This is a genomic window from Actinopolymorpha sp. B11F2 (genome assembly GCF_040195635.1).
Classification (GTDB): Bacteria; Actinomycetota; Actinomycetes; order Propionibacteriales; family Actinopolymorphaceae; genus Thermasporomyces.
The window spans coordinates 1-20,248 of record NZ_JBEFTX010000033.1; the positions used below are offsets into that span (position 1 = coordinate 1).

A 20,248-nucleotide genomic window follows, 5' to 3' on the forward strand; every position below is an offset into this window, starting at 1 on the left:
TGACCAGCTCGGCAAGCATCGGTGCCTCCTTCGGTTTCGGCCCACCGCTGCTACCGCCACCGTCGCCCGAGTTCTTGGGCTGGGTAGAGAGCACGTCACAGCCGGCGGTCACGGCCACCGCCACCACGGCACCACCGGCACGGAGCACATCCCGCCTACTCAGATCAAAGGACATATCTGACTCCTCTCCGCTCACGACACCCCTCGATCCGGTAGCCCGTCCGGGCCGTAGCCGACCCGGGCCTGGCGCATGCGGGAGATCGGTGCGGCTGCCTGTAACACCGGTCTCATCAAGCACCCGAGCGGACGCCCTATGGCCTGGCCTTCTGGAGCGCTCCAAGGTGCCCGGACTCTATGATTGCCATGAGGCGGTGTCAACGGTTCCGACACGCATACCCGGGAGAGTTCGCCGTCAGCCGACTATGAGATTCGGGAGGTCGTATGGCTGTGACTATCGAGGATGTCGCACGGCGGGCAGGGGTGTCCCGTGGGACCGTGAGCAACGTTCTCAACCGCCCGGAGGTTGTCCTGGAGGCGACCAGGACTCGTGTGCTGGAGGCGATGCATGAGCTCGATTTCATTGCGAGCCAGCCTGCCCGGATGCTCGGCGGACTGCGTAGCCGCAGTATCGGCCTTGTCATGCATGATGTGGGCCATCCGTTCTTCGCGGAGATCGCGCGCGGCGTCGAGGACGTCGCTACCAGGGAGAACTACGTCCTTACCTTGACGAGCACCCGCGACGACGATGAGCGCCAGCGTGCCTCGCTGCGACTTCTGCTCGCCCAGCAGGTGTCGGGGATACTGCTGATCCCGACGGCATCGGGCGCAGACGACCTCCGGCAGGTGCGAGAGCGAGGTGTCGCGGCGGTGCTCTTGGACCATGAGGGTGGAGCCAACGAGTGCTCAGTCGCTGTCGATGACGTCCGCGGTGGGATAGCCGCGACCCAGCATCTGCTCAGCCTGGGTCACCATCGGCTGGCCTTCGTGGGAGGCCCACGCCGGGGCCAGCGGCACTCCGATCGGCTCAACGGTATGCGATCCGCCCTGGCTGCGTCCGGCAAGCAGAGGCGACCGGCAGTTCAGGCCGTCACCGTGCCAGCCGACACGATCGCCTGCGGCGAAGAGGCGGCCAGGACGTTGCTCAGCAACCGTGCGACACGTCGCCTACCCACCGGCATCCTCTGCGGCAATGACCTGTTGGCGGTTGGGATGATACGTGGCCTCACCTCATCTGGGGTGAGCGTTCCTGATGACGTCGCGGTCGTCGGCTACGACGACATCGAGTTGACGACCCTGGTGGGCACACCGATCACCTCGATACGTCAGCCGATGTACGAGATGGGCCGCACCGCCGCCGAGCTGTTGCTCAGCGAGATTCACGAGGAAACCCACACCCACCGCAACGTGCGGTTCGTCCCGGAACTGATCGTCCGCGAATCCACGGCAAGGCCATAAGCGGCCGGGCCGAGGTCCTGACGGCTGCTTGACACAGGGAAGGCCTGACCCTACCTTGAAGTCCGTTGGAGCGCTCCATCGACTGATGGAGTTCGGTATCGGTGTGAGCCGGCACCAGCGTGAAGGTGTGTCAAGCGGGAGTTGCGTCATCAGATGCCGAACCGTGGGGCGAGACCGAGACGTCTGATTAACCACATGGACACCGCCACGAGAACGCATTGTCACCGCTGAGGCCAACCGCGGGATGTCCGCACGCAGATTCCAAACGGTCGATCTCGCGGTCCCGCCCAACGTTTGGGAACAGCTGTCAGTGGTTAATTCCTGCTCCCATTAGCCGATGCTCAGTAGGAAGATCGATGAAGGGGCCGCGCCTGGGGCCGGTCAGAACCGAAAGCTGGAGGAGCATTGCCGAGTTGTGATGCTGTCGTGTGTCGGCGACCCGGTGACATCGAGTGCGCGACGCTCGACCTGGCGCGCGTGGGTCCGGGGCAGTTGCTCGTACGAACTCTGATGTCGGGGGTCAGTACGGGTACCGACAAGTGGGTCATGCGCGGCACCTTCGGCTGGGCCGACATCACCTTCCCGGCTGTTCCTGGCTACCAACGGGTCGGAGTCGTGGAGGAGGTCGGATCCGACGTCGTCGGGTTTCGGACCGGGCAGCGGGTCGTGGCGACGAGCGGTCTCGGCTACGTCGAGGTGGGATCGGCCTGGGGCGGACACTCTTCGCGGTCGATCTCCGAAGCGGCGGACGTCTACGACGCCGAAGGCATTCCCGCGGAGCGGTCGGCGTTCGTGGTGGTCGCCCAGGTGGGCTATAACGCGGCGTCCCGTCTCCTGCTGGATGCCGGCGCCCATGTCCTCGTGGTGGGCGACGGAGTGATCGGGGCATCCGCGGCGTTCGCGTGTCGTGCCCGCGGGTTCGACGTGCTGGTGGCGGGCCGGCACCGGTCGCGCCTGGACACGCTCCACGAGGCAGGGTTCGCGACGGTGGACGCGAGGGCGACAGACGTCGAAGCGACCGTCGCGAGGTTCGAACCGTCCGCCGTCATCGACACCGTCCAGAACGCCGAGGCCTTCGACATGTACATTCCGTCGCTTCCGCGTCGTACCGGCCAGGTCGTCTACAGCGGACACTCGCCAGACGGCGTGACGGCGTGGGGAGACATGGCCGTCCTGCAGCAGCGCGAGCTCACCGTTCACTTCGTCTCCGGGATCACGAGCACTCGGGTCGAGGCCACCCTCGGTCTCATGCGCGATGGCGCGATGCCGTCGGAACAACTCCTCGGCACGGTCGCCGGGAGTCCTGACGACGCGGCCCGGTTGATGCGCCGCGTTTCCGCGGGCCGGCTCGAACCTGTCGCCGCGGCGGTCGACTGGACGTGGGCCGCATGAGGATCGCGATCACCGGCGCCGCCGGGTGGCTCGGCCGATACGTCACGACTGCCCTCGAAACCGACCACGATCTCGTCCTCCTCGACAATGTCGCCCCCGAGGATGCGACGATCTTCGATCCCACGGCGCCGGGAGGACGCAGACGAGTGCCGCTGTCGCCCACCTGGCCGTACCACCAGGCCGACATCCTCGACGAACAAGGACTCCGGAGCGCTTTCGCCGGTGTCGACGTGGTGATCCATCTCGCCGGCCGCCCGACGGGTGAGTGGGAGAACGCCAAGGCAACGGTGATGACGAACATCGTCGGGACCTTCCACGTGTTCGACCAGGCCCGGACGGTCGGCGTACGGCGGATCGTCAACGCTTCGAGCATCAACGCGTTCGGGACGTTCTTCTGGCGGGTCAGTGGTCAACCGCCACAGCGCCGCTCTCTGCCGCTCACCGAGGACGAACCCATCACCCCGGAAGACCCCTACAGCATGAGCAAGGCAACCACCGAACTGCTCGGCGCGACCTTCGACCGGGCGTTCGGCATCGAGGCTGTCAACCTGCGTTTCGCCGGCGTCTGGCCGGAGTCGACCTACAACGCGACACTCGATGCTGGACTTCCACCGACGACGGAGTGGGCCGACGACCTCTTCCAATGGGTACACGTCCTCGACGTCACCCAGGGCATCACCAAGGCGGCACTGGCCGACACGGTGATCCACTTACCCATCACCCTCGCAGCGGCGGACACGCGGGCACCCGAACCGACCTTGGAGATCGTCGCCCAACACCGGCAGGAACTGCTTCCGCACCTGCGCGAACCCCTGCCTGGGCGCGCCGGCCTGCTCTCCATCGCGAGGGCCAGGACGTTCCTTGGCTACGAGCCACGCTTCTCCCTCGACACCGCTAGCCGCGACAGCACCTGAGTGAAGCGCTACCTCGGCGGCCTCATCCGCCGATCCTCGACTCTGGGCCGGGTCCATCCTCCGAGAGTGCGACCAGCTGCCTACGGGCGGTGTTGCGGTGGGCGACAGGGGCAGTGGACGACATGACCAGCCCTACGATGCTGGATGGGCGATGAGATCGTGGATGCAGGACCTGCTTGGCGAGGCGCCGGTCCGGCGCACCACCTTGGGTGGCGCCCGGTTATGCGAGTCGGTGCTTGAGCGGTTCGACAAACAGCCGGTCGATCTCGATGGCCGTGCGAGGCAGGTGAGCGTCAACCCGACCAGCGCTGCGTGGTCCGGATCGTCAAAACCTCCAGCGCAGGGCCCACGGAACCGCGTGCCGGTTCAGGTGCTTGTCGTCCGTGGCAGGTAATCTGGGTGCCAGTGACGGAATCGCGCAACGGCCACGTGGAGATGTCCACCGACACTCTGTTCCACTGGCAGGTTGAAACTCCTGGTTGGTTACCGTGATGGACTCCGAGCCGCTGAATACCGTGATGTCGACCGCATATCCGCCGACGGGTCCGGGGCGATCCGCCGTAGCCGTTGACCCAGGCGTGCACGGCGGTGGCACCGGACAGGTCCGCCGGACTCGCGAGGGTGGTACCCACCGACCTGCCCTCGGTGACGCTAATCGACGACATTGTGCCTGTAGTGATGCCGCCCCGGCCATTGCCCACTTCGGTTGATTGGGGAACGTACGGTCGTGACGGACTCGACGTTGGCGACGGGCTCCCAGCCTTGCACTCCGTGCTCGAAGCCATAAAGGATGTTCTACCGGTCTGTCCCCGGGCGGACCGGTGCGTCGAACGCGGACAGGTCGATGCTGTTGCCCATCGCCAACGCGCCGGCCATAGTCGGGTGAGTCCGGTCGGAAGCATAGTCGGCTCGGATCTTGTCCGGGTTCGCGGGATCGGCGAGAACTGACGCGAAGTAGATCACGCTGTCGAATACCGTCTGACTGGAGATCCAGTTATTGACCTTATGGGGCTGCACCTCCATTTCGGCCGTCCAATAGTCACCGGTGACTCTGGGAACGATGTGGGCGATGATGGCGCGCTTGCCGGCGTCATGGATACGCTGGGCGGCCTCGTCATCGCATAGATGACCTGGTCACTCGTGCTGCCGAGGAGAATGTCGGTCGTGCCCTCGAAGACGATCACGTCCGACACACCAGATTGACTCAACACGTCACGTTCGAGCCGCAGCAACCCGTTGTCGGCCACGAGGCTGTTGCCGAAGCCATTCAGCGTACCCCCACCGATCGCCGCGTTGACCACCGTAAGGCGCCTACCGGCCGGACGTTCGTGTACCCGTCTTGCCAGGACATCGGTCCATCGGGTGTCCTTGTCGACGTCAGTGCCGGCAGCGTCTGTGATCGAGTCCCCAAGCACGGCGACGGTTCCACTGGCGTCACCGCCGGTGACGTCGACAGTGGTGGGAGCCCTACTGAAACCGACGAGGTCCACCTGCATATGTGCACCAGTCCAACCGGGCCAGACGGCGTCGACTCGCCCGCTTCATGTCGCGACGGTCAGCCTGGGTCAGTAAAGGCCGCGCGACACCAGGCTGGCTTGGCGGACGTTGACAGGTGTCACAGCTCGACCTACGATCAACGGCTATTGCGATTGGAGCGCTCAAACAACCTGCCGCATTCGCCTCGGTTCCCTTCATCGCATCGAGTTCAAGGAACGGCTGCTGAACAACCGAGTCCGGCGGCCCGGCTGAGACGGTAAGTGGTCATTTCAGTCGGACGTCACCGAGATGTAGGCGCCGTGGTTCCGCACAGTTCGGCCAGACTGGGGAGTTCATATGAGCATCTATGAAAGACCTGAACAGCCATCGCCCCCGCTCCGACAGCGAAAAGATGAGATGGCGGCTGCGAAAGTGGCGAGGGGCCACATGCGCGGTCGGCGTGACGTGCTCCGGCTGGGAGCCGGGCTTGGTGGTGTGCTGGCGACGTCAGCTCTGTGGGACGGGTTGATGGAGACACCCGCGCTCGGGTCCGAGGGGGCTCCACGGGTGCAGCCAGAGATACTGGACAACGGCAAATATCCGATCGGGTTGTGGGTGGCCCCTCCGCCGGAGGAGACGACGAACGCGCGCTACGCGGAGATCGCCGACGCCGGCTTCACGTTCGTGATCGGGATCGACGGATGCGGGGGATTCTGCCAGCCCGGTGAGACAACGACAGTTGACAATGCCCCGATGCTGAACGCCGCCGCGGCGAACGGCCTCCAGGCGCTGGTGTTCGACCGACGGATCGGCCATATCCAGAACTCTCCGCCAGAGCAATGGCGTGACATCATCTCAACGACGTTACGCGAGTACGACCAATTCCCGGCGTTCGCGGGCTTCGACATCCGCGACGAGCCCCACGCCAGTCTCTTCCGTCAGATCGGTGCCGTCAACGACGTGCTGCGTGAGTTCGATCCGAGCGTGTTGGGTTATGTGAACCTCTTCCCGACCTACGCCAACTCCGACCAGCTCGGTACGCCGACCTACGAGGAGCACCTGGACCGGTACGTCACGGAGGCGCATCCCGACTTCATTTCGTTCGATCACTATCCGCTTCTGGGACCAAGTCCGGCCATTCGCGGAGACTACTTCCACAACTGGGTGCTCGTCCGCCGCCAGGCCCTTCAGTCCGGCCTACCGACGTGGGTTTTCATTCTCGCGTGCAGTCACTACGGTTACCGCCTGCCTACCGAGGCGGAGCTGTTGTGGCAGATCAATGTGAGCCTGGCCTACGGCTGTAAGGGAATCCAGTACTTCACCTACTGGACTCCGCCCCTAGACGGCTTCTACGAAGCGTTGGTGACCGTCGACGGTCGCCTCACCCCGCTGTACTACGCGGCCCAGCGCGTCAACAACGATCACCTACAGCCGGTCGGCAGGCAGCTGTTGCCATTGACCTCGGAGTCTGTCACACACTTCGGTGAAGCGGAGCCACCGATGAGTGTGGAGGTATTCCACGGCGACGACTGGGTCACCTCAGCATCTGGAGGCGCGGTCATCCTTGGCCGCTTCCGCGATCCGCTACGGCCGCTCCAGCGATGGCTCCTCGTCGTGAACCGTGCCTTCGACGCCGCCGCGACGACGACGCTGACACTCGATCGACGAGTCGACGCCGTATTCGAGTTCAATCCCTCGCTCGATCTCTTCACACCTGTCCACGTAGACAATCCTGCCGAAGCAGGAGAACTCTCAGTACACATCGCAGCCGGTGCCAGCAGGCTCTACCGGCTCCATGACGACCAAGGAGCCGTGCGTTAGCGCCGTCGACGACAACAGCAATTGTGGGCGACGCCGAGGGACTCGTCACTTTCGTTGGGTACAGCATCCATGGCCAGGAACTCAACAGGAGGGATCGCGCGTGTCGGACGACCTCATGGAGAACGACATCGTCGAGCCGGGGACGCTGCCCCGGCGAAAAGTCCTGCAGGCCGGTGCAGTTCTCACGGCCGGAGCGACGGGCTTTGTCCCTCGCCACGCGCACGCGACTGGTGCGGCACCCGCGATACGGCTCGCTCGCGAGGGACGGACGACGTATCGGATCTACCTCGGCGCCGGCGAGGACGCCGTCGTTCGCCATGCCGCGCACGAACTCGCGACATACCTGAAGTCGATCACCTCGGCGACGTTTTCGGTCATCGTGGCCGACCGGCCGCCGTCGTATCGTGATCTGCTCGTGGTCGGCCGGCACAACCCGATCGCGGGGAACGCCGACGTCGACTACGACGCGCTGTCCGACGATGGATTCGCGCTCCGAGTCGTCGGCCAGAGCGTGGTCATCGCCGGCGGTCACTCCCGGGGAACTCTATACGGCGCCTACTGGGTGCTGGACCGTCTGCTCGGTGTCCGTTGGTTCGCCCCGGACTTCACGACGGTGCCCCGCACACCGGACCTCTCCGTCCCGCGGAGCCGCCTGGACGCAGACCGTGTGCCGCGGTTCCGCTTCCGCACCGTGCTGGCGGGCGACGCGAACGACGCTGCGTACAGGCAGCACAACATGCTCAACGGGCTGCGGGACCAGTACTGGACGGTGCCGCGATCCGCCGGTATCGACACCTGGTCGACCTACTGGCCAGAGGAGGTCGAGTACCCGTTTCACGAGGTGGTGACCGATCCGTCGCACTGGTATGGCGGGCAGATCACCTGCATGGATCCCGACACCCGCGAGGCGGCGACCACCGCCCTCGTGGACATCATCAAGGGCCGGATCGCCGCCGGGCAGGACACCTCCACGTCGTTCTACCAGAACGATCAGGGCTGGACTCCCGATCCCGAGAGCCAGGCGTTCGCGGACGCGCACGGCGGCGCCCTGTCCGCGCCGGTCATCGACATGGTCAACGAAGTGGTCGTCCGAGTGCAGGAACAGATCCCGGACGCCCGGCTGTCGACCCAGGGCTACTGGTGGAGCTTCACCCCTCCGACGGGTCTGCGCGTGAACGACAACGTGGTCATGACGATCGCCCCGATTCACGCCGACTTCAGTCAGTCGCTGTTCAGCGAGACGAACCGCGAGATCGGTCACAGCATCCAGCGGTGGGGCGAGATCTCCCGCCACATCGTGCTGTGGAACTACCTATGCACCTTCAGGGCGTACACTCAGCCTTTCCCCGACTGGTGGGCAATGGGCGAAAGCATTCGGTCGCTGGCCGAGGTGCCGAGTGTGCAGGGCTATTTCGGTCAGAGCGCTTGGAACGCCTCCGGTGCGGAGTTCACCCAGCTGCGGGTGTGGGTGATCAGCCGGCTGCTCTGGGACCCGTCACTCGATCCCGACGCCCTGATCCGGGAGTTCCTCGCCGGGTACTACGGTGCCGCGGCGGGACCGATATACACCTACATGCAGCTCATGCGGGATGCAGTTGCGGAGACGTCCACCATGCTCGGCGCCGTCACCCCGGACGACGCCCCCTACCTCAACATCCGCACCCTGGCACGAGCGGACGAGCTGTTCGGCCAGGCTGAGTTCGCTGTCCGGGACGACGCCACCCTGCTGCGCCACGTTCAGGCGATCCGGCTCGGTGTCGACCTCCTGCTCCTGTCGCGCAGCGGCTACTTTCGGCTCGCTGCGGAAAGGGACGGCATTGAATGGAACCCGGACGCCGAGGCCCGGACACGCCGGTTCGAGGCCGAACTCCTAGCCGCGGGGCTGACCCAGCTCGACGAGGGAGGCGGCGACCCGCAACAGCTGGTGCCGGTGTTCCGTGCTGTCGCGGCGGCCGCAGGCAGCCCGTCCGTGCCGCCAGACGCGGTCGAAGGGCTTCCGGACTCCGACTGGGTCGATTACCAAGAGGATGTCTTCGTGCTCTATGCCCCGGCGGTGACCGTCGCGGAGGACGGCGACGCATCGAACGGGTACACCATCCAGATGCCCGGCGACCGCGTGGACTGGGCGGTCCAGGTGCCGCTCGACATCCTGCCGGCCGACGGACGGTGGAGGCTCTATCTCGCGGTGCGGGCGGACACTGGGGATGCCGACCCTGCCGCCACTGCGCTCACCCTCGGGGTCTGGCCCCACGAGTCGACGAGCGTACCGGTCGGCGACGTGGCCGACGGCGAGTACCACGAGATCGCCTTCCCCGGCACATACCAGGCGGCCCCGGACTCCACCACATACGCGTATGTCGCGCCGCCGGGGAACCGTGCGGTTAACCACGTGTGCGTCGATCGAATCTACGCGATCAGGGTGTGATCACCTCGACGCGTCGCAACCGACCTTCAAACCCCGAACGTCGCTAGACCGAACTTATGAACCGTACTGGGTCTCGTGGAGGCTCTGGTCATTTGCGGCTCTCCTGCCCCTTGTGTGGGTGGGGTGATGGTGGCGTGATGGTGCACGCCGTTTCTCCGTTTGGTTTCTGGCTGTCCAAGGCTGGAATCCGCAGAACGGAGAAACGGCGTGCGTAGCGCTAGGGTATGGGCTCGGCTGCTTGGGGTCGATAAGACGGTGATCGAGCATGTCGAGTTTGACGAGGATGATGGGGTGATCGTGGCTGCGGTCCGTGGTGCGGCCGGCGACCGACAGCCAGCGCTCGCGTTCACCCACTGGGGCGGCGACGACGATCGAGGCGCGTGGGTCGCGGCGTAGGCGCCGCACTTTGAGCGAGTCCGGGGCCGTGAACAGTTGGATCGTGCCCTCGGCAGTGGCCTCGAACCACACCGGGGCTGTGGCGGGAGCGGCCCCGCGGCTACGTACAGGAACCCGTACAAGGGGCGTCGGAGGAACTCGAGGTCCTGGGTGGTCAGCGAACTGGCGTCGGTGCTCGTCACAAACCTTCCGATAAGCGAGGAGAATTTCCAAGGTCATTGAACAAGGCGTCGTCTCGATCGAAAACGGGTGGTCAAGCACCTCAGACCGCCGGGGCTCGCGCGCGCGTGTCCGCTGATGGTTCGGCGGATTCTGGCGGTGGTCGCAACACGGCTGCTTGTTGCGGTGAGGGTAGCGGACGGTAGGTATCTGGGGGGTGTGCCGGCAGGGGGGTTGACGGTTTGGCAAGGAGGAGGCCGTGGCCGCCCGATCGGGGAGGATGAGGGGAAGGTCTCGCCGTCAAGGCGCCTTGCGGCGTCGCTGGCGCGATGGGCTGCGCCCCACCCTTGACTGCAAGCCCTTGCCCCTTTCGATCGGCTGGCTATCGGGCGGCCACTCCCGGTGCACCATCCCACCGTTATGTCTGTAGCAGCGGGCCGATGAGTTCGTCGGGCTTGGCGCAGTCCTGTCTTTTGCGGGGCCGGTCGTTCAGTTCGGCGGCGACCCAGTCCAGGTCGGCCTGGCTGTGCACGGAAAGGTCAGTTCCCTTGGGAAAATACTTGCGTAGCAGGCCGTTGGTGTTCTCGTTGGTGCCCCGCTGCCACGGCTTGGCTGTCGATCCCGACGACGTAGTCGCTCCAGCCGATGTGGCCGGCCTTGTGGACGCTGTGAACGCTTGCCCTGACCGGACCGGCGATGGCCGCGCCCGGCGTGGCTGGCGGGCTTGCGGCCCACCTCTCGTAGGGGGTTTGCCCGGCCAGTGCCTTGTGGGGTCGCGCCCGGTTGTAGTGCCCGCGCCATCGGTCGAGCTGTTCCTGCAGCTCGTTGATCGTGCGTGCTGGGGGTTGAAGCCGCAGCCACCCGCTTTCGTCGTCTGATGCGAGCGTTCGAGCTTGCCGCAGGTCTGTGGGTGCCCGGGCCGTGAGCAGATCTGTTTGATGCCCAGGGACCGCAGCATCCTCTCGAAGTCGGCGGCGCCGTGCTTGGCCAGTCGGCCGGTGAAGCAACTGCCGTTGTCGTTCATGACGTGCGCCGGCATTCCCCACTCCAGCACGGCTGTGGTGAACGCTTCCCAGGCAACTCTTGCTGTCGGACCGGTGTCGACGCGGGCCGCGACGAGCGCACGAGAGTGGTCGTCGAGGACATCCATGATCCAGACCGTCTGGCCGTCCGAAAGTGCCCAGCTAGTGGCGTCGATCTGCCACGCGTCGTTCGGTCGGGGCCACTCGAACCGCTGCCAGGCAACCTTCGGGCGCTTGTGCGGCTGCGGGGTAACCATGCCCCGCCGCACTAACACTCGGTGAATCGTTGCGACCGAGGGAACAGCCTGTCCGCGACGCCCCAACTGGTAGGCGATGCTCTGCGCCCCACAGTCGACCCGCAGTTCCTTGCGGAGCCGGACGATCGCCTCATCAGTCTCGGCCGAGACCTGCCGTGGCGATGAGTGCGGCCGCCGCGACCGCTTCACCAGCCCGGCAGGCCCTTCGACTCGAACCGGCGTCGATACTTGTAGAGGGTCTGGCGGGAGATATCGAGCTCCCGGCACAACGCAGTCACGTTCAGCGGCACCCCGCTAGAGAAGACCGCGAGCAGCTTCGCTTCCATCGATACACCCGTCTGCGCCATGGCCAAAGGGATACAACCTGGCGACTGTCGGTGTCAGCGATGTCCCGCGACAAGACTGTCAGCGATCAGTAGAAACACAACAACAAGCCGTGGCAGCGCGGCACGAACGAGAACACCAACGGCCCGCTACGCCAGTACTTTCCCAAGGGGACTGACCTTTCCGTGCACAGCCAGGCGGACCTGGACTGGGTCGCGGTCGAACTGAACGACCGGCCCCGTAAGAGGCACGACTACGCCAAGCCCGACGAACTGATCGGCCCGCTGCTGCAGGCATAACGGGGGATGGTGCGCCACACGGGAGTGGCCGCCCGATAGCCAGCCGATCATAGGGGGCCCGAATCGAGGTTCGTCGTGAACCGAAGGCGAAGGCACCGATGGTTCGATAGACGGCTCAGGGACGAGGGTCTCAAGCGGCGCTGCCGGTTCCGCAGGTGCAGCCAGGGTCGGGCGTAGTGGTGCACGCCAGGGTTAGGGCGTCTTCGCAGCTTGATCGTTCCGTCGGCGGTCGTGGATCGCTCGCTCGTCGTGGGTCGCTCGCTCGTCGTGGGTCGCTCGCTCGTCGTGGGCCCGTTTTACTACTGCGCGGCCGCATGCCCGAGGGGGACGGCGGCCGCTACGGCGCTGACCACCGTCGCGAGGACGAGAGCAGCTACCGTACCCAGATCGACTCGGGACGTAGCCGCCGGCGGCGGGTCCTTTCCTGCGGAGCCGTTGGAGTCATGCGCGTTGCCGCTCTCGGCTTGGGTGGTGGTTCGGAGAGGGCCAGCGTGCAGCCGGGTCGCGCATTTCGGCCACTAGTACGCAGGTCGCGCCGATCAGGATGCCCAACCAGCGCAGGTGCGCTGGGGTCCATTCTGCCCCGGCGCCGACCAGCATGGGCGCCTGTGGGATCGACGTAGCTAGCAACAGCGACGCCAGGAACGCGGGAGTGGTAATGATGCCGGGGTGCTCGAATCCGTGGCGACGGCCCCAAGCGGCCACGGCCCAGATGACGGTGAGTGCGGCGGCGAGCTCGACCGTGAGGCCAAGGACGAGCGCCCACCGATCGCCGGCTGGTGCCGAGGGGAGGAACCAGGCGAGCAAGGCCGTCCACACGGGGCCGACGACGGCTGCGGCACAGGCGATGCGCAGCCAGAGGCGGCGGGCCAGACTGTACGGACTGGCCTGCAGGGTGACCGCCGCGCCATCGTCGAGCACGTACCCGCACCCCAACGCCAGCAACAGGCCCAGCACGCGCAGGTCTCCGATGACGTCGTGCGTGTCACCGCCGCCGGCCGCGAGGAACGCCGCCATGGTGGCGACGCCGATCGCGAACGGTGCCAGGCGCAGGCTGCGTACCAGTTGGCCGCTGAGGACGAGCTCCCACGCAACCGACCGTGTCATGGCAGCTGGAGCCAGCCGATGACGAGAGTGGCGGCCAGGATCGGTCCACCGAGGATCGCCAGCCGCGGCCACTGGGTGCGATCGCGGTAGACGGCGGCGATGGTGGCGCAGGTGCAGAGCCCGGCCAGGTACGCGACATGCAGCCAGGGCTCGCCCGGCACCGGCGGCGGCTGGCCCTCGACGGCCCACCCCGTCGACCACCACATCCACCAGGTGCCGGTGTCGAACCGCCCGAACAGGACGAGACCGCCCAAGGTCGCGGCGATGAACACGATCACTACGCCGCCCGCGAAGGGCAGCCAGCGGGCGGCGAGGACGCCGAGCAGTCCGGCGCCGGGGAGGATGAACGGAAGCTGGGCGAGCTCGCCGGCGGTCTGCAGCTCCTCGGCCGGAATGTTGTTGAGGCTGTCGATGAGGGCCATGGCACCCGCCCCGATCGCGCCGGCTCCGGCCAGTGGGAGCGAGACGCCCAGACTCATCGCCCAGGCCCGACGCGTTTCCGTGGTCGGCGTGACTTTCAGCATCTCCTCGGCCCGGCCGCGGCGGGCACCGCTGGCGACCAGGTTCGCCGCGAAGAGAACGAAGATAGGCCCGAAGAACGCGACGGCGACGAAGATGGTGTCGTACCAGTAGCCGGCGTTCCGGCCGCCGCTGGCCGAGTCGAGAGCACTGGTCACGATGACGACGACGGGTACCAGCCACAGCACGGGATGCCGGGCGAGGCGGCTCGCCTCCCCGCCGATCAAAGGCGCCAAGCTGCCGGAGACAGGCGTACGCGGGGTGGCAGTGTCCACAGCGGTCATGAGTGGCTGACCTCCAACCCGGGTTCGCCCATGAGCAGGAGGTACGCGTCCTCCAGCGTGGGTGGAACCAGATCGGCGCCCTCGGGTGGGTCGCCGACGTTGCGGTAGGTGCCGTCACCGGTGCGCCATGCCGCGAGCGCGGCAGGCGACCGTTCCGTGCCCGTCCACACGCGACCCGCGGCGTGCGCGGTCAGCTCGGTGGGACTACCGGTGAATCGAGTTCGGCCCCGGTGGATCACGGCGATCCTGGTGCACAGGGCGGTGATGTCCTCGGTCTGATGACTGGACATGACGACCGTGCGCCCCTCGCCGGCATGAGAGATCATCTCCCGGAACCGCAGCCGCTGCTCGGGATCGAGGCCGACCGTCGGCTCGTCGAGGACGAGCAGGTCGGGATCTCCCAGCATGGCCTGGGCCAACCCGACCCGCCGGCGCATTCCGCCGGAAAGGGCTCGGATCCGCTTCGCGCTGACGGACGCCAGCCCAGTCAGCTCGATGACCCGGCGAACTTCGTCATGGCGGGCCCGCCGGCCGGTCATCTCCTTCAGGATCGCCACGTAGTCGATGAACTCGAAGACCGTGAACCCCCGATGGAAACCAGCATCCTGGGGGAGGTAGCCCAGGCGTTCGCGGATCCGCTTACGGTCGTCGGGGCGCGACGGGTCGCGGCCCAGCAGGGTCACCGTGCCCCGATCCGCCGCCAGAACGGTGGCGATCATCCGGAGCAGAGTTGTCTTCCCCGCCCCGTTCGGTCCGAGCAGTCCGGTCACCCCTGGCCCGGCTTCGAGGTCGACGCTGTCCAGCGCCTTCGTACGACCGAAGGTCTTGGTCGCGCCATGCACGCGCACTGTGGTCATGCGTTTCTCCCCAGCCTGATCATGACGGTGTTACGGGTGACGGCGAGCCAGGTGGCGCCGACGATGGCCCCGGCGAGCCAGCAGACCTGGGCGCCGCTGCCGAAGGCAAGGTCGAGGTGACCGGCGACGGCGATCGGGCCGGTCACCAGCACCCACGTCGTGGCCACGACGCCGACCGCGATGACGGGCGTCATGCGGGCGGTCAGTGCCAGCGCGGCGCAGGTGAGCCCGGCGGTAGGCAGGAGCCAGCCAGCGGCCAGCCAGTTCGAGCCGGGTAGCGCTAGCCCAGCCGCGGCCACGATCGGCACAGTGACCGCCAAGACCGCGGCCGTGCGGATCAGTAGCAATCGCAGCCCGGAGTACGGCGCGGCGAGCCCGATCTCCCGGGTCGGATCGAGGCCGCCCGCGAAGGCGACCGCGACACCCGCCAGAGGCCCGAGTGGGGCGACCACGAGAAACACCAGTAGGAAGCGCTCGTCGACCTGAGCCGCCCAAGCCGCGAGCGCGAGCACAGCCGCGACCGCCAGCAACCACGGCCCCCGCAGAGTCGGCGTCGCGGCTACGAGACGCGCCGTCGCCTCGCCGACGCCGAGCCGGTCCAGCATCCGTTCGAGCGTGCTCCGCCGGGGCGCGTCGACTCGGTCGACCACCTTGTGCCAGATCATGTCTGCCCGCCGGGCATCCACATGGGACGAGATCACACCCCGGCAGGCCGCGCACTTCATCAGATGCGCCTCGGCGGACGCGGCCAGGTCCGGCGAGGCAGCTCCCTGCGCGTACCGGCGGATCGCCTCCGGATCCAGGTGCCAAACGGTCATCCCAACCTCCCGGTCATGCCAGCCGCTCCCGCAACAGAGCGCGGGCGCGCATCATCCGTGTCTTGACCGTGCCGGGCGGGATACCCAGCAACTTGGCGGCCTCCCGCGTCGTCAGTCCATCCAGGACGGTCGCCTGCACAACGGCCCGTAGTTCCGGCGACAGGCTCGCCAGTGCCGCCCCCACGTCGCCGTACTGGACGGCGAGCAGCACGTGCTCCTCGGCTGATGTCTCGACGCCGGCGAACTCCGTCAGCTCACCGGCCGGCGGCCGGTTACGCCGCAGCGCGTCGACCAGACGGCGGATGCCGATTCCCCAGATCCACGCGGCCACCTCGCCCCGGCGATCCCACCGCCCAGCCGACCTCCAGACCGCCACGAACGTGTCCTGCACGACCTCATCGACGAGCTCCGGCGACGAACACCGCCGCCCGAGGCGCAGCAGTAGCCACGGCAGGTGCCGCCGATACAGCTCGGCGAACGCCTCACCGTCGCCGTCGGTGATCGCCGCGAGGAGCTGGGAATCCTCCCGCGGATCCGGAGGTCGCGTCAGCATGCCTGACCTCCCGGTACCCCTACCTCGACGAGATACAGGGTCACCTGCTGGGCGACGCACGGCGAGCGTTCGAGGGCCGTGTGGCCTCCCCCCGAAACGGTGAGCAGGTTCGCGCGCGGGCCGAGTGCCCGTGCGAGCGCGACACCGCCGTAGTAGGACGTGGCCGGGTCGGCCTCGGTGGCGATCACGAGCACCGGTGACGCCGTGATGGTCTCGGGGATGGGAAGGACCGGGTGCGGCGTGCCGACGCCCTGCTGGCCCGCCTCGATGTCGTTACCTTCGACCCCTGTGGCACCGAGCGGTCCGCTCCGATCCGATTCGGGCCCCTGCCGGCTGACCAGGCCACCGCGGCTAGCCACGAAGCCCACACCCCATGTAGCCCAGACCGACAGGCCTGCGCCCGCTGGATTGAGGACGAGTGAACCGATCCGGTCGTGCTGGTCCGCCGGCCGAACACGGATCATGGCCACGTCGAGAAAGCCGCGCCCCGGGTCGGCGTCATCGACCTGCACCGTGAGCGTGACGCACCGTACCTCCAGACGACCCCGACGGGGCCCGGGCAGCGGAACCGAATCCCACATCGCCCTCTCTCTCGGCACACGCGTGGGACGCCGACAGCGGGCCGTGGTCCGCGGTCGACGACCAAGAACAGGCACCCACCGTGACCACCATGCTGGCTACGAGCCATCGTGCCACCCACGAGGCCCCAACGATCGAGGTAGCTCCCATCCACGCCTTCTTCGTCGCACCGAGCGGGGCGAACGGTTCACGGGAGTCGGTTCAAATCGCCACGACTACTCGACTCGCTGAGCGCGGATCTCTAATCGGTGAGGACATGTCATGATATGTCCCCCATGAGGCAGGGGCGAGGAGCGAGTCCGCATGCCGTATCCGGTACTGGATTGTCTCCACCCGCGGGAAGGCGCCCCTGACGGCGAGACCTTCCCCTCATCCTCCCCGATCGGGCGGCCACGGCCTTCTCCTTGACGCCCAAGCCTTTCTGACAGCGCACGCCCCAGATAGGTACGCGTGTCACCCACCAACCGGCGACCCAGCCCTTCCGTTCGCTACCCTCACCGCAACAAGCAGCCGTGTTGCGACCACCGCCAGAATCCGCCGATCCCCAAACGAACACGGGCTCGACGAGGGCTAGTGACCCGCTGCTGGTCGGCACCCATCTAGACCAGTCTGGCGTCGATGTTGAGCCGACGCCGGGCCTGGCGGACAGTGTCTCGGCCCAGGCTGTGCCGGGCCGCCACACCGGCTCGAGGTTGAACGCCGTGCGGTAATTCGGTTGGCGGTCTGGACCGGAAGGGGCAGGATCGGCCGACGTGACTAGCAGTGCGCTCTGGGACGAGGAGACCGCGCGGCGATACGACGACCTGTCCGACGAGATGTTCTCGCCTGAGGTGCTCGGGCCGACCGTGGACTTCCTGGCCGACCTCGCCGGCGACGGCAGGGCGCTGGAGTTCGCGATCGGAACCGGCCGGGTCGGCGTGCCTCTGCGGAAGCGGGGGGTGCCCGTGGTCGGCATCGAGCTGTCGCAGCCGATGGTCGACCAGCTTCGGACCAAGGTCGACGTGGAGACGTTGCCTGTGACGGTCGGCGACATGGCGACGACGCACGTGCCCGGCGAGTTCGCGTTGGTCTATCTGGTCTTCAACACGATCTCCAACCTGCTCACCCAGGACGAGCAGGTGGAGTGCTTCTGCAACGCCGCTCGACATCTGGCCCCCGGTGGCCGGTTCCTGATCGAGCTCTGGGTGCCGCCGCTGCGTCGCCTGCCACCCGGCCAGCTCGCGGCGCCGTTCGACGTCAGCGAGCATCACCTCGGGTTCGACGCCCATGACCTGGTGCACCAGATGTGCACCTCCCACCACTTCACCAAGGAGCCCGACGGCACCTGGCGCCGCGGCGCGGGGCGATTCCGATACGCCTGGCCGGCCGAGCTGGACCTGATGGCCCGAATCGCCGGCCTCGAGCTCGAGCGTCGCGTCGCCGACTGGGACAGCCACCCGTTCACCGATGAGAGCCCCAAGCACGTCTCCGTATGGCGCAAGCCCGCCTGAGCTGAGGACGCGCCATCACCGATCGACGTCCGTCCGCCAGGGGATCCACAAACGGACAGTCGCCGGTGATCACTTACGGATCAGAGATCCACTGGTGCACATGCTCGCCCGTTAGTGCTTCGGCGGTCCGTTGCGGACGAGGTCGACAGTCTCGACGTGACCAGCGCGAGCGGCCTGCTCGGAGGCGTAGACCCGGGCGTGATTGTTCACCCAGTCCTCGGGTCCGTACTTCACCTCTTCAAAGGGTGCTGTGTGCCACAGGACCGGCGGCCCGTCGGGGTCGTCGCGGTGGGTGGTGTCGATGGCGAGGAAGATCGTGGAGATCCGTACCTTTCCGCCAGTGGCGGCGATGACATCGTCGAGGGCTACCTGTCGCCGTGGGTCGAGTAGCACTTCTTCCAGTCGGTCGACCTCATCGATGGTGAGCGGGTTCAGGTCGAAGTCATAGCCGATGATGAGCCGACCGTCCGGCATTCGCCGGGTCACCTCCGGCTGTCGAATCCAGGAAAGGTGGGGCGGGTGGAGGCCGTCGATTTCCTGATAGTCGCGCCGCTCCCAGTCGAAGTAATGCCCGCTGAGCCGGCCGTGTAGTTGGTCGTACTTGTCGGTGAACCACTCCCTTTGGTAGTCGGGGTGATCGGCGTACACGGTGGCCAGGGCACGCAGCACGATAACCACGGCAGGCTGGCCCAGCCCTACCACCTCGGCTACCTCCACCACCCGACGTTTCGCGTCGACCTCACGCAGCGCACGCAGCTCCCCCACCCGGGGTCCTGCCCGCGCCCGGGCTTCGGCGTCATCCAGCCGGGCGCGAAGGAACACCGCCAGACCGCCCAACTCGGCCTCCTGGTCCAGCCGAGCCTGATGTCTCAACTCCGCCAGCTGTTCCTCGCCCCGCTTGCCGCGCCCACCAGCCATGTCAGGCCACCTCAGCCTCGATATAGCGCGAGTACACCACGCCGGAAGTCCTAGTGCTTCGGAAGCTGTACCGCCTGCACTCGCTCCAGGCAGGGAGTGTCCGCTTGGGATCCCTATCCGTACGCGGGAGGTTCGGCTTGTGAGACCCCACTTTCTGAGGCCCCGCCCTGCTGACTTGCTCGAGGAGATAGTCAGGCCGGTGCCTGCCAGGCGATCAGGTGGCGTCCCAGGATCTGGCGGGAGACGCGAGCGCCGGGCAGGACCTCGTGGACGCTTTGGCGCAATTGACGGAACGTTTCGGGGGGCGGCCATGCCACCGGAGCGCTATGAGCCCAGTTGCCTCGTACGCGGATAGTTGCCCCGCGTGCCACCCACGACGCGACCGCCCATGGCCAGTCCCGCCGTTCCATCTGTACGAAGCCCACTACCGCCAGCGTTCCGCCTGGACGTACCAGCTCGCTCATGCGAGCGAGGGCATCCTTGCTGTTCGGAAAGTGGTGCAGCGTCGCGTTGGAAACGACGGCATCGAACGACTCCCGTGCGAAGGGATACGTCATCATGTCGCCGTGGCACCAGGTCACTTTGGCCTCTGGAAACCGCGCTTGGGCTCGCTCCAGCACCGGGGCGTCCACGTCGATCGCGACGACGCGGGGGACACGCCTTGCCAGCCTGGCGGCGAGGAAACCATCCCCGCATCCCACGTCGAGCACCGACGTCGCGGAGGTGGGCACGTACGCATCCAACCTCGCGTCATAGTGGATGTTCACATTCCACGGATCAGCAGACATGCCGCCAAGGTTGCCGCTGTGAACAAGGTCCAGGCCAGTTGCCGCCCTCCCTGTCCCGGATCTGCGGACTGGTGCAGCCACGAACAGCCCACTCACAGACCCTGGGCGGCATTGACCCAGACCGTGGGCACTGAACCGCTGCCGGGTAGTGCCCAGCTTCTCCTTGCCTTCCGTCCGCTACCCTCACCGCAACAAGCAGCAGTGTTGCGACCACCGCCAGAATCCGCCGAACCATCAGCGGACACTTTCCGCGGTCGTTCCCGATCCAAGTGGCGTCCAGCAAAGTGGTGTACGGCAGGCGCTCGGTGATGGGCGTGTCGTAGACGTGTAGGGCGGTCATCGCGTGATCCTTTGGAAGACCTTCCACAGTGCTTCTGAAGGAGTTCTCGCGATGA

Annotated in this window: 19 protein-coding genes and 3 pseudogenes; 7 read left to right on the forward strand and 15 right to left on the reverse strand. The window is 66.7% G+C overall.

Annotated features, from left to right (window positions below):
- On the reverse strand, positions 1–175 hold a 175-nt coding region (locus ABN034_RS34765; protein WP_502878991.1), incomplete at its 3' end, for a twin-arginine translocation signal domain-containing protein.
- Positions 176–441: 266 nt separating this feature from the next.
- On the opposite strand from ABN034_RS34765, the gene ABN034_RS33240 reads away from it, so the two are divergent.
- From ABN034_RS33240 to ABN034_RS33250, 3 genes are all read left to right on the forward strand, one after another.
- Positions 442–1,455 (forward strand): LacI family DNA-binding transcriptional regulator, encoded by a 1,014-nt coding sequence (locus ABN034_RS33240; RefSeq protein ID WP_349694925.1) that lies wholly within the window; start codon positions 442–444, stop codon positions 1,453–1,455.
- A 426-nt stretch (positions 1,456–1,881) separates the two neighbouring features.
- Complete coding sequence (locus ABN034_RS33245; protein ID WP_349694926.1) at positions 1,882–2,847, forward strand: alcohol dehydrogenase catalytic domain-containing protein; 966 nt, start codon at positions 1,882–1,884, stop codon at positions 2,845–2,847.
- Positions 2,844–3,761, forward strand: a complete 918-nt coding sequence (locus tag ABN034_RS33250) for an NAD-dependent epimerase/dehydratase family protein (protein ID WP_349694927.1) — start codon at positions 2,844–2,846, stop codon at positions 3,759–3,761. Before ABN034_RS33245 ends, ABN034_RS33250 begins: the two co-directional genes overlap by 4 nt.
- A gap of 795 nt (positions 3,762–4,556) precedes the next feature.
- Here the strand turns inward: ABN034_RS33250 and ABN034_RS33255 are convergent.
- Both ABN034_RS33255 and ABN034_RS33260 read right to left on the reverse strand, forming a co-directional pair.
- Positions 4,557–4,724 (reverse strand): SGNH/GDSL hydrolase family protein, encoded by a 168-nt coding sequence (locus ABN034_RS33255; protein WP_349694928.1) that lies wholly within the window; start codon positions 4,722–4,724, stop codon positions 4,557–4,559.
- Complete coding sequence (locus tag ABN034_RS33260; protein ID WP_349694929.1) at positions 4,721–5,257, reverse strand: GDSL-type esterase/lipase family protein; 537 nt, start codon at positions 5,255–5,257, stop codon at positions 4,721–4,723. Before ABN034_RS33260 ends, ABN034_RS33255 begins: the two co-directional genes overlap by 4 nt.
- A 427-nt stretch (positions 5,258–5,684) precedes the next feature.
- Between ABN034_RS33260 and ABN034_RS33265 the strand changes: the two genes are divergently transcribed.
- Together ABN034_RS33265 and ABN034_RS33270 are read left to right on the forward strand one after the other, a co-directional pair.
- Positions 5,685–7,058, forward strand: a complete 1,374-nt coding sequence (locus ABN034_RS33265; RefSeq protein WP_349694930.1) for a hypothetical protein — start codon at positions 5,685–5,687, stop codon at positions 7,056–7,058.
- Positions 7,059–7,158: 100 nt separating this feature from the next.
- Positions 7,159–9,483, forward strand: coding sequence for a DUF4838 domain-containing protein (locus ABN034_RS33270; protein ID WP_349694931.1), 2,325 nt, complete (start codon positions 7,159–7,161; stop codon positions 9,481–9,483).
- A 973-nt stretch (positions 9,484–10,456) separates the two neighbouring features.
- Here ABN034_RS33270 and ABN034_RS33280 read toward each other — a convergent pair.
- The 4 genes and pseudogenes from ABN034_RS33280 to ABN034_RS33290 all read right to left on the reverse strand — a co-directional run.
- Positions 10,457–10,645 (reverse strand): annotated as a pseudogene (locus tag ABN034_RS33280) (transposase); the annotation flags it as partial.
- Positions 10,578–11,045 carry an integrase core domain-containing protein gene (locus ABN034_RS34770; RefSeq protein ID WP_502879140.1) on the reverse strand — a complete coding sequence of 156 codons (468 nt, stop codon included), beginning with the start codon at positions 11,043–11,045 and terminating at the stop codon, positions 10,578–10,580. The pseudogene ABN034_RS33280 and the gene ABN034_RS34770, both read right to left, overlap by 68 nt.
- A pseudogene (locus tag ABN034_RS33285) lies at positions 10,958–11,506 on the reverse strand (DDE-type integrase/transposase/recombinase); the annotation flags it as partial. The pseudogene ABN034_RS33285 and the gene ABN034_RS34770, both read right to left, overlap by 88 nt.
- On the reverse strand, positions 11,503–11,664 hold the full coding sequence (locus tag ABN034_RS33290) for a helix-turn-helix domain-containing protein (protein ID WP_349694932.1): 162 nt from the start codon (positions 11,662–11,664) through the stop codon (positions 11,503–11,505). The pseudogene ABN034_RS33285 and the gene ABN034_RS33290, both read right to left, overlap by 4 nt.
- 81 nt (positions 11,665–11,745) lie before the next feature.
- Between ABN034_RS33290 and ABN034_RS33295 the strand changes: the two are divergent.
- Positions 11,746–11,940: pseudogene (locus ABN034_RS33295) on the forward strand (transposase); the annotation flags it as partial.
- A 441-nt stretch (positions 11,941–12,381) separates the two neighbouring features.
- Here the strand turns inward: ABN034_RS33295 and ABN034_RS33300 are convergent.
- Genes ABN034_RS33300 through ABN034_RS33325 form a run of 6 tightly spaced genes read right to left on the reverse strand, consistent with a single transcriptional unit; the run spans position 12,382 to position 16,590 of the window.
- A complete protein-coding gene (locus ABN034_RS33300; protein ID WP_349694933.1) occupies positions 12,382–13,047 on the reverse strand; it encodes a hypothetical protein in 666 nt (221 codons plus the stop codon).
- Positions 13,044–13,850, reverse strand: coding sequence for a hypothetical protein (locus ABN034_RS33305; protein WP_349694934.1), 807 nt, complete (start codon positions 13,848–13,850; stop codon positions 13,044–13,046). Before ABN034_RS33305 ends, ABN034_RS33300 begins: the two co-directional genes overlap by 4 nt.
- Positions 13,847–14,707 (reverse strand): ATP-binding cassette domain-containing protein, encoded by an 861-nt coding sequence (locus ABN034_RS33310; RefSeq protein WP_349694935.1) that lies wholly within the window; start codon positions 14,705–14,707, stop codon positions 13,847–13,849. The genes ABN034_RS33305 and ABN034_RS33310 overlap by 4 nt, the downstream gene beginning before the upstream one ends.
- A complete protein-coding gene (locus tag ABN034_RS33315) occupies positions 14,704–15,525 on the reverse strand; it encodes a hypothetical protein (RefSeq protein WP_349694936.1) in 822 nt (273 codons plus the stop codon). Before ABN034_RS33315 ends, ABN034_RS33310 begins: the two co-directional genes overlap by 4 nt.
- 13 nt (positions 15,526–15,538) lie before the next feature.
- Positions 15,539–16,078, reverse strand: coding sequence for an RNA polymerase sigma factor (locus tag ABN034_RS33320; protein WP_349694937.1), 540 nt, complete (start codon positions 16,076–16,078; stop codon positions 15,539–15,541).
- Complete coding sequence (locus ABN034_RS33325) at positions 16,072–16,590, reverse strand: alpha/beta hydrolase (protein ID WP_349694938.1); 519 nt, start codon at positions 16,588–16,590, stop codon at positions 16,072–16,074. The genes ABN034_RS33320 and ABN034_RS33325 overlap by 7 nt, the downstream gene beginning before the upstream one ends.
- 819 nt (positions 16,591–17,409) lie before the next feature.
- Between ABN034_RS33325 and ABN034_RS33330 the strand changes: the two genes are divergently transcribed.
- Complete coding sequence (locus ABN034_RS33330) at positions 17,410–18,147, forward strand: class I SAM-dependent DNA methyltransferase (protein WP_349694939.1); 738 nt, start codon at positions 17,410–17,412, stop codon at positions 18,145–18,147.
- Positions 18,148–18,258: 111 nt separating this feature from the next.
- Here ABN034_RS33330 and ABN034_RS33335 read toward each other — a convergent pair whose 3' ends face one another.
- Together ABN034_RS33335 and ABN034_RS33340 are read right to left on the reverse strand one after the other, a co-directional pair.
- On the reverse strand, positions 18,259–19,065 hold the full coding sequence (locus ABN034_RS33335; protein ID WP_349694940.1) for a DUF6221 family protein: 807 nt from the start codon (positions 19,063–19,065) through the stop codon (positions 18,259–18,261).
- Between the two features lie 191 nt (positions 19,066–19,256).
- The gene (locus ABN034_RS33340) at positions 19,257–19,853 is read right to left on the reverse strand and encodes a class I SAM-dependent methyltransferase (RefSeq protein ID WP_349694941.1); all 597 of its coding nucleotides are present in this window, start codon (positions 19,851–19,853) and stop codon (positions 19,257–19,259) included.
- Positions 19,854–20,248 lie beyond the last annotated feature (395 nt).